The organism is Mesorhizobium sp. M4A.F.Ca.ET.020.02.1.1 (assembly GCF_004022645.1).
Lineage (GTDB): Bacteria > Pseudomonadota > Alphaproteobacteria > Rhizobiales > Rhizobiaceae > Mesorhizobium.
Genome location: NZ_RZOI01000315.1, coordinates 1 through 6563, shown reverse-complemented (window position 1 = coordinate 6563; position 6563 = coordinate 1). Strand labels below are relative to the sequence as shown.

General features: G+C 63.3%; 5 protein-coding genes and 2 pseudogenes. 4 read left to right on the top strand and 3 right to left on the bottom strand.

The features are described 5' to 3' along the window. Positions 1–162 (top strand): annotated as a pseudogene (locus tag EN742_RS39470) (alpha/beta hydrolase); the annotation flags it as partial. Between the two features lie 7 nt (positions 163–169). Here the strand turns inward: EN742_RS39470 and EN742_RS19445 are convergent. Then, complete coding sequence (locus tag EN742_RS19445; protein ID WP_126054518.1) at positions 170–571, bottom strand: rhodanese-like domain-containing protein; 402 nt, start codon at positions 569–571, stop codon at positions 170–172. Positions 572–973: 402 nt separating this feature from the next. Here EN742_RS19445 and EN742_RS19440 point away from each other — a divergent pair, with 402 nt between their 5' ends. Beyond that, positions 974–2845: a murein L,D-transpeptidase gene (locus EN742_RS19440; RefSeq protein WP_128333162.1), complete on the top strand. Its 1872-nt coding sequence runs from the start codon at positions 974–976 to the stop codon at positions 2843–2845. Position 2846: 1 nt separating this feature from the next. Here EN742_RS19440 and EN742_RS19435 read toward each other — a convergent pair whose 3' ends face one another. Then, complete coding sequence (locus EN742_RS19435; RefSeq protein ID WP_189375465.1) at positions 2847–3284, bottom strand: hypothetical protein; 438 nt, start codon at positions 3282–3284, stop codon at positions 2847–2849. A 187-nt stretch (positions 3285–3471) separates the two neighbouring features. Beyond that, positions 3472–3738, bottom strand: a complete 267-nt coding sequence (locus EN742_RS19430) for a PepSY domain-containing protein (protein WP_127407181.1) — start codon at positions 3736–3738, stop codon at positions 3472–3474. 420 nt (positions 3739–4158) lie between these two features. On the opposite strand from EN742_RS19430, the gene EN742_RS19425 reads away from it, so the two are divergent. Together EN742_RS19425 and EN742_RS19420 are read left to right on the top strand one after the other, a co-directional pair. Further along, a complete protein-coding gene (locus EN742_RS19425) occupies positions 4159–5937 on the top strand; it encodes an adenylate/guanylate cyclase domain-containing protein (RefSeq protein ID WP_128333163.1) in 1779 nt (592 codons plus the stop codon). Positions 5938–6065: 128 nt separating this feature from the next. Then, positions 6066–6563, top strand: a pseudogene (locus tag EN742_RS19420) (cytochrome P450); the annotation flags it as partial.

The following is a 6563-nucleotide window of genomic DNA, read 5'->3' as shown; positions in this document are numbered from 1 at the left end:
GTCTCTGCCGACCATGCCACGCGCTATGCCGGCGCCGGCGATCATGTCAGCCTGCATTGGGTCGACGGGCTCGGCCACCGCCGCATCCTCGCCGACAAGGGCGTGGTCGAACGCGCCGTCCGCTTCGCGGCCGAGCACCGCGACTCGACGTTGATGCATTGAAGCGCTGTCAGTCGGCCTTCTTCTTCTGCCCCGGCTCGACCGGCAGTCCGGCCGCCTTCCAGGCGGTGTAGCCGCCAAGGATGTGCTTGACCGGCGAAAGGCCCATGTCCTGCGCCGTTTTGGTGGCCAGCGCCGAGCGCCAGCCGCCGGCGCAAAAGAAGACAAAGCTCTTGCCCGAGGCGAAGAACGGCTTGTGATAGGGGCTTTCCGGATCGATCCAGAATTCCAGCATGCCGCGCGTGACATGCCTGGCGCCGGGGATCTTGCCGTCGCGCTCGACCTCGCGCGGATCGCGCAGGTCGACGAAGATCGTGTCCTCGTCCTCGATTAGCCCCGCCGCTTCCTCCGGCGACACCACCTCGATCTCGGCGTTCGCCTCGTCGAGCAACTCGCGATAGCCTTTTTTCACCGGCGCATTCCTCCCGACCGTGGCTTGCCCACCAGATTTCCAGCACAAGGGCTGGCATTTGTCACGCGGCGTTGGTGCCGGCCATGGCTAGCCACGCCACCCTGGCGCGCCAGCCAACGTGGCCATCCGGCGGGCAGGGCACGAAGTGCCGATTCGTCGCAAGCACCATGTGGACCACCAACGCCGGCGCCGACGCCTGATGCAACCGCCATGGGCCGAAGCCGCTTCGCCCAAGACTGTCACCAACTTGTGAAACTGTTCTGCAACAGCGGCGCCGAAATTTATGGAAGCTTAACGAAATCAGTATGAATCGGTATAATCGCGCCTTACATCCGCCATGCGGTGGGCGTGACCGTCTAGCGGCGCGGAACGGGAGCCGGTTCACAACCGGAGCGGGTGATCATGAAAATTTTCGGAAACACGGCCTGCGTGATGCCGCTTGCGGTTGCCGCGACGCTGGCTCTCGGCGCCCCGCAGGCGAACGCGCAAGGCCTGTTCGACATGCTGTTCGGTGGCGGCGTCCGGCATAACCCGCAAGGCGAATTCCCGCCGCCGCCCAAGCCGAGACCCAGCAAGGTGCCAGCCGGCGGTGGCTCCAGGATCAGCAGCCCGTCCTACTACACCTACAAGGCCGACCGTCTCGTGCGCGTCAACTTTTCAGCGTTGGTGCCGGCGCCGGCGACTGTGGCGGCGCAGGATGCCGCCTTCGTGCCGTCTGTCGCCAGCGATGCCTTCCGCGAGGCGATCGCCGGACTGGGTGACTATGAGCTTTATGCTGAGCCCGACATCGCCAAGGCGCTGATCGCCTACTACTCGGCCAATCCGGATTTCATCTGGGTGACCGGAACCGCCCCCAACAGCCGTGCGCAGGACGCGGTGCGGGTGCTAGGCGAGGCGGCAAGCTATGGCCTGACGCCAGCCGACTACACGGTCGACATTCCGGCCGCATCATCCTCGGCCAGCGCGGACGAGCGCCTGAAGGAACTCGTCCGCTTCGAGATGGCGCTGTCGGCGCGCGTGCTGCGCTATGCCCATGATGCCCAGAGCGGCCGCGTCGATCCCAACCGGATGACCGGCTACTATGATTTCCCGGCCAAGCCGCTGGACATGGACGGCGTGCTGAAGACGCTTGCGCACACGCAGGAGGTTCGCACCTATCTGGAATCGCGCCATCCGCAGAACGCGGAGTATCAGGCGCTGCGCGTCGAGCTGGAAGCGCTGCAGGCCAGCGAGGAAAACGAGATCGTCGTCGACCCCAAGCTGTTGCTGAAGCCAGGCGAGAGCAGTCCCGAACTGCCCAAGGTCCTGACGCTGATCGCGCGCAACCTAGATGACGAGATGGGCGGCGACTATGGCGAGGTCCTTGCCAGGCTGGGCAAGAGCGAGCTCTACGATCCCGAGCTGGTGCCTGTCATCAAGGCGGTGCAGAAGCGGGCCGGCATGAAGGGTGACGGCGTGATCGGTCCGCGTACGGTGGCGTCGCTCGCCGGAACTTCCAAAGCCGACAAGATCACCAAGGTCGAGGTCGCGCTGGAAGAGTTGCGCTGGCTACCGTCCGATCTCGGCAGCCCGCGTGTCTTCATCAACCAGCCGGCCTTCACCGCCGCCTATATCGACAATGGCGAGGAGAAGCTGAAAACCCGCGCGGTCGTCGGCAAGGTTACCAACCAGACGGCTTTCTTCTACGACCAGATCGAACAGGTCGATTTCCATCCCTATTGGGGGGTGCCGCAATCGATCATCGTCAATGAGATGCTGCCCAGGCTGCGCAACGATCCGGGCTATCTCGACCGTGCCGGCTATGAAGTGACGGATTCGAGCGGGCGGCGCGTGCCGTCATCGGCGGTCAATTGGGGCGCCTACGGCGCCAACATCCCCTACAGCGTGCGCCAGCAGCCGAGCGAGGCCAATGCGTTGGGTGAGCTGAAGATCCTGTTCCCCAACAAGCACGCCATCTACATGCATGACACGCCGCAGAAATCCTTCTTCGAGCGCGACATGCGCGCGCTCAGCCATGGCTGCGTGCGCTTGCAGGATCCGCGCGGCATGGCGGCGGCGGTGCTCGGCACCTCGGTCGACTACATCGCCGAGAAGTTGAAGCACGGTCATTCGACCGAAAAGGTGACCCGCACCATCCCTGTCTATGTCGCCTATTTCACCGCCTGGCCCGACATGTCCGGCAATGTCGAGTATTTCAACGACGTCTACGACCGTGACACGAGGCTGATGCAGGCGCTGGACGCGACCGAGGCGGTGCGCTCTCCGGCGAGCTAGCTCAGGCGCGCTCGAAGAGCGGGCGTCTGAAGCCGGCGTCGCGCCCGGCGATCAGCCAATAGATCAGGCCGGCGACCAGGCCGGCGGCGGCGATGATCCCAGTGTCGGCCCAGCGCTCGGGACTCTCAGGCGCGTCCGGCCAGATCAGCGTGAAACCTGCGGCCGCCGCAATGGCGCCGAAGACCATGTGCAGCAGGAAGCTGCGCAACGAGAAAAACTCCGCGATCAGGGCGAAGGCGAGGGTCTGCATCCACGTCAGGATGATCGTCAGGAAGTAGACGAACATGCCGAGCGGCGGCACCAGCAGCACGGCGATCGGGCTGACGCCCATGAGGTCGAAATAGGCCGGCGCGTTGGGCAGCGAACTGAGTATCCCATAGATCGCCGCTACTGCGATCAGCCCGACGAGAACGGCCACCAGATAGCCGGCAAGCATCATCAGGACGCGCTTCAATACGTGTTTTACCACTGCCCTGCACCCCCGTGCCCGCATCCGTGGAGCAGCAGTCAGCCATCAAAGCCGGTTTTGTGCAAGGGGAGGCGAGGCGACGACAGGCATCGCCGGTCCGCCGCGATCCGCAGAGAGTGCGCGGTGCGGAATGGTCGAATGGTGGCGGCGCAGCGTCCTATCTGGCCTCGCTCGGTTCTGCGGTCACCGGGTCGTAGGAGATTTCGACCTTCGCCTTGTCGGTCGTATAGTAGGTAACGGTGTAGACACCGCCGTCCCAGTCAACCTCCTTCACATAGCGGAAGTCAGGACGTTGCTCGACCTTGGCGATGATCTCCGACAGCTTCTTGGCGTTCGATGGCGGCAGCGGCCTTTCATCGGCCGCGAAGGCGGGTCCACCGAGGAGAAGAACCGCAAGGCCGGTCGTCAAAACAACAGTGCGCATGATTGCCCCTCATCTCGTGCTGGCATGGATGCCGTAAAGAACTCGCCCGCGTCCCTGTTGGTTCCGCCAGTGGAGTACAACGCCTGTTCCAGGGGCGGCCTGGCGACTGCGGGTGACGACGGAGCCATGTGCATTCGGCCCAGCTGAAATAGAGAAAATTCAGTAATTCCAATACGAAAGGGCGAGCTAACAATGCACAACCTGAGTAACAAACGGCTAACCATGCAAGCGGCCGCGCGCTGCGTTCAATTAGCTGATCGTAGTAGAGCTTTTGCGAAGACCCTGTTAGACTTGCTAACATAACAGGGTGGCAACGGCGCGCCGAGCCTGCCGACGATCATTCGTCGGCAAACGGTGAAGTGTTCAACAAAGCGGAAGTCGCCTGTGCTGGACCGCAAGCAGGGACCGGTGGCTTCGACCATGGCTGAACGGAACTACACCCGTCAGCTGGCGACCATCATTTCTATCGATGCCGTCGGATTCTCGCGGCTGATGGGCATCGACGACGAGTTGGCCGTCGCCGCTTTCGAGGAACGACGCGACATTATCGCCGATAGCTGCGTGGCGTTTGGCGGCCGGACTTTCGGCGACGCCGGCGACAGCATCATGGCCGAATTCGGCAATCCGATCGAAGCCTTGCGCGCCGCCTTCGATTTCCAGGGTAGGATCGTAGCGCTTAACGCCGCCGTCGCCGAGGACATGCGCATGCCGTTTCGCGCCGGCATCAACACCGGCGACGTCATCGTGCGCGAGGGCCGCCTCTATGGCGACGACGTCAACATCGCCGCCAGGCTGCAGGAGTTCGCGCCGCATGACGGCCTCGCCATTTCGGAGACGACATGGCACCACGTGAAGGACAAGACCGCGGCGGAATTCACCGACCTTGGCGAATTCATGCTGAAGAACATCGCGCTGCCGGTGCGGGTGATGATAGCGGGCCGCGGTGGCAATGCGTCGCCAGCGGCGCCGCTCGCCGCCATTTCGCCAGCCGTCAGCCAGCAAAAGTCGCCGCCCAAAGGCCCGCCGGCGATTGCCGTGCTGCCTTTCGCCGGCGATGGTGGCGAGCGCGACGTCGGCTACATGGCCGATGGCATCGCCGAGGACATTATCTACGGCCTCTCGAACACGAGATGGCTTTCAGTGATCGCCAAGAGCTCCAGCTTCCAATTTCGCGACGATAGCCTGGGCACGCGGGTAATCGGCAACGCGCTTGGCGCGCGCTACATCGTCAGCGGCACTCTGACGCGCAATGGCAGCCAGATCCGCCTCAACACCTCGCTTGCCGACACCTCGAACGGACGGCTGGTCTGGTCGCAGCGCTTCGACCGCGACCTCGTCGACATCTTCAAGCTGCGCGACCAGATCGGCAGCGAGATCGTCTCGATGCTCGACAAGGAAGTGGACCGGGCCGAACAGGCGCGCACCTTCCAGGTGCCGTGGGAAAGCCTGGAGACCTGGCAATTGGTTCGACGCGGTCGCTGGCACATGAACCGGCGCACGCGCGGCGATACCGAAATCGCCCTGGATTTCTTCGAAAAGGCCTATCGGGAGGACGCCAATTCCAGCGCCGTGCTGAACGAGCTGGCATGGTGGTATTTCTGGCGGGCGTGGCTGCGTTTTGGCGACAGCGATGACCTGGACAAGGTCGAGCAGTACGCGCGCAAGGCCTTGCTGATGGACAGCCTGGACGCGCGCCCGCACGCCCATCTTGGCGTCATCGATATCATGCGGGGTCAGCCGCGGGCCGCGATCGAGCATCTCGAGGAAGCGCTGCACATCAACCCGAGCTTTGCCTTTGCGCGCTCGGCCATGGGCAGCGCCAAGCTTCTGCTCGGAGATGCCGCCGACGCCATACCGTTCTTCCTCGATACCGAGCGGCTGAGTCCTTTCGATCTCTACCGGTTCCACAATCTGGGGGAACTGGCGGTCGCCTACAGTTTCGTCGAGAACTGGCCGGCCGTGATCGCCACGGCCGATCGTTCGCTCAACCTGTCGCCTGGCTATTTCTACGCCCGATACCTGAAGATCGGCGCCTTGATGCGCAGCGGCCGTGTCGATGAGGCCAAACGCGAACTGGCGATTTTCACGACCAGGCATCCGGACTTCTCGGAGCAGCGGGTGCGCTGGATACCTTTCGCCAACAAGGCCGCGAATGAATTCCTCATCGCCAATTTCGAACTGGCAAGATCGGCGATGTGATTTCGCGGAGGCGATGGGCTGGACACAGATGATTGTGAAAAGAATCACATACTCCGAGCCGATGCGACCATAGGCCAAGAGACGGCCGGCATCGCAATGAGGTGGACAGCCGGGGGGCTTGAACGTGCATGATCAAGTTAAAGTACTTCGATAAAGTCCGCGCGGCCCAGAAAAGCCAGCGACCGCTGTCGGAAATGCCGCCTTTCGACATTGAACGGCTCCGCGCCAAGGGCTTGGCGTCCCGCATCGCGAACTTTTTCTTCGGCGATCCCCGCTGGGCCCTCGCGCTGCTGCGCCGCTTCAAGCCGAGTCTTGGCTTCGGCAATTTCCTGCTCGTCACCAGGAACGCCGACGTTCGCGACATATTGGAGCGCGGCGAGGAGTTCGAGACGCCCTACGGGCCGGAAATGGCCGAGCTGGCGCGCGGCTCGAACTTCATCCTCGGCATGCAGGACGGCGCCGCCTACCGGCAGATGAAATCGTCGGTGCTGAGCGCCTTTCCGCCGGCCGAGGTCGAGGCCAAGGTCAGGCCGATTGCGGCGCGCCATTCCAAGGACATCATGGCGGCCGCCAGCCCCGGCTTCGACGCCATCGGCGGGCTGATGAAGATCGTTTCCGGGCACATC